Annotated in this window: 1 protein-coding gene; it reads right to left on the bottom strand. The window is 64.4% G+C overall.

Features of this window, described 5'->3' with window-relative positions; translation table 11 throughout:
* A partial coding sequence (locus tag BIV01_RS19130; protein WP_217642573.1) for an RsmE family RNA methyltransferase occupies nucleotides 1–225 on the bottom strand: 225 nt, incomplete at both ends.

Below are 225 nucleotides of genomic sequence, written 5' to 3'. Positions count from 1 at the left end.
ATCTCCAGGTGGGACTCGGTGGCATTGGCGGACGGCGTTCCTACCTCGACCGACACGTGTTTCTTGCCGGCCTCGGTGATGGTGGCGGGGTAGTCGTTGCCGTCGCCATTGAACAGCAGCAGTTCCTGGCCGGGTTGCATGCGCAGCACACGGCCGACGTGTTGCGCTGCATTGTCGTCCAGGCCGGCCGTGGCGCCTTCACTCAGGGGTGAGTCGGTGTAGATG

It is taken from the genome of Curtobacterium sp. MCBA15_013 (assembly GCF_001865095.1).
GTDB lineage: Bacteria > Actinomycetota > Actinomycetes > Actinomycetales > Microbacteriaceae > Curtobacterium.
This window is presented reverse-complemented; position numbering and strand designations above follow the sequence as displayed.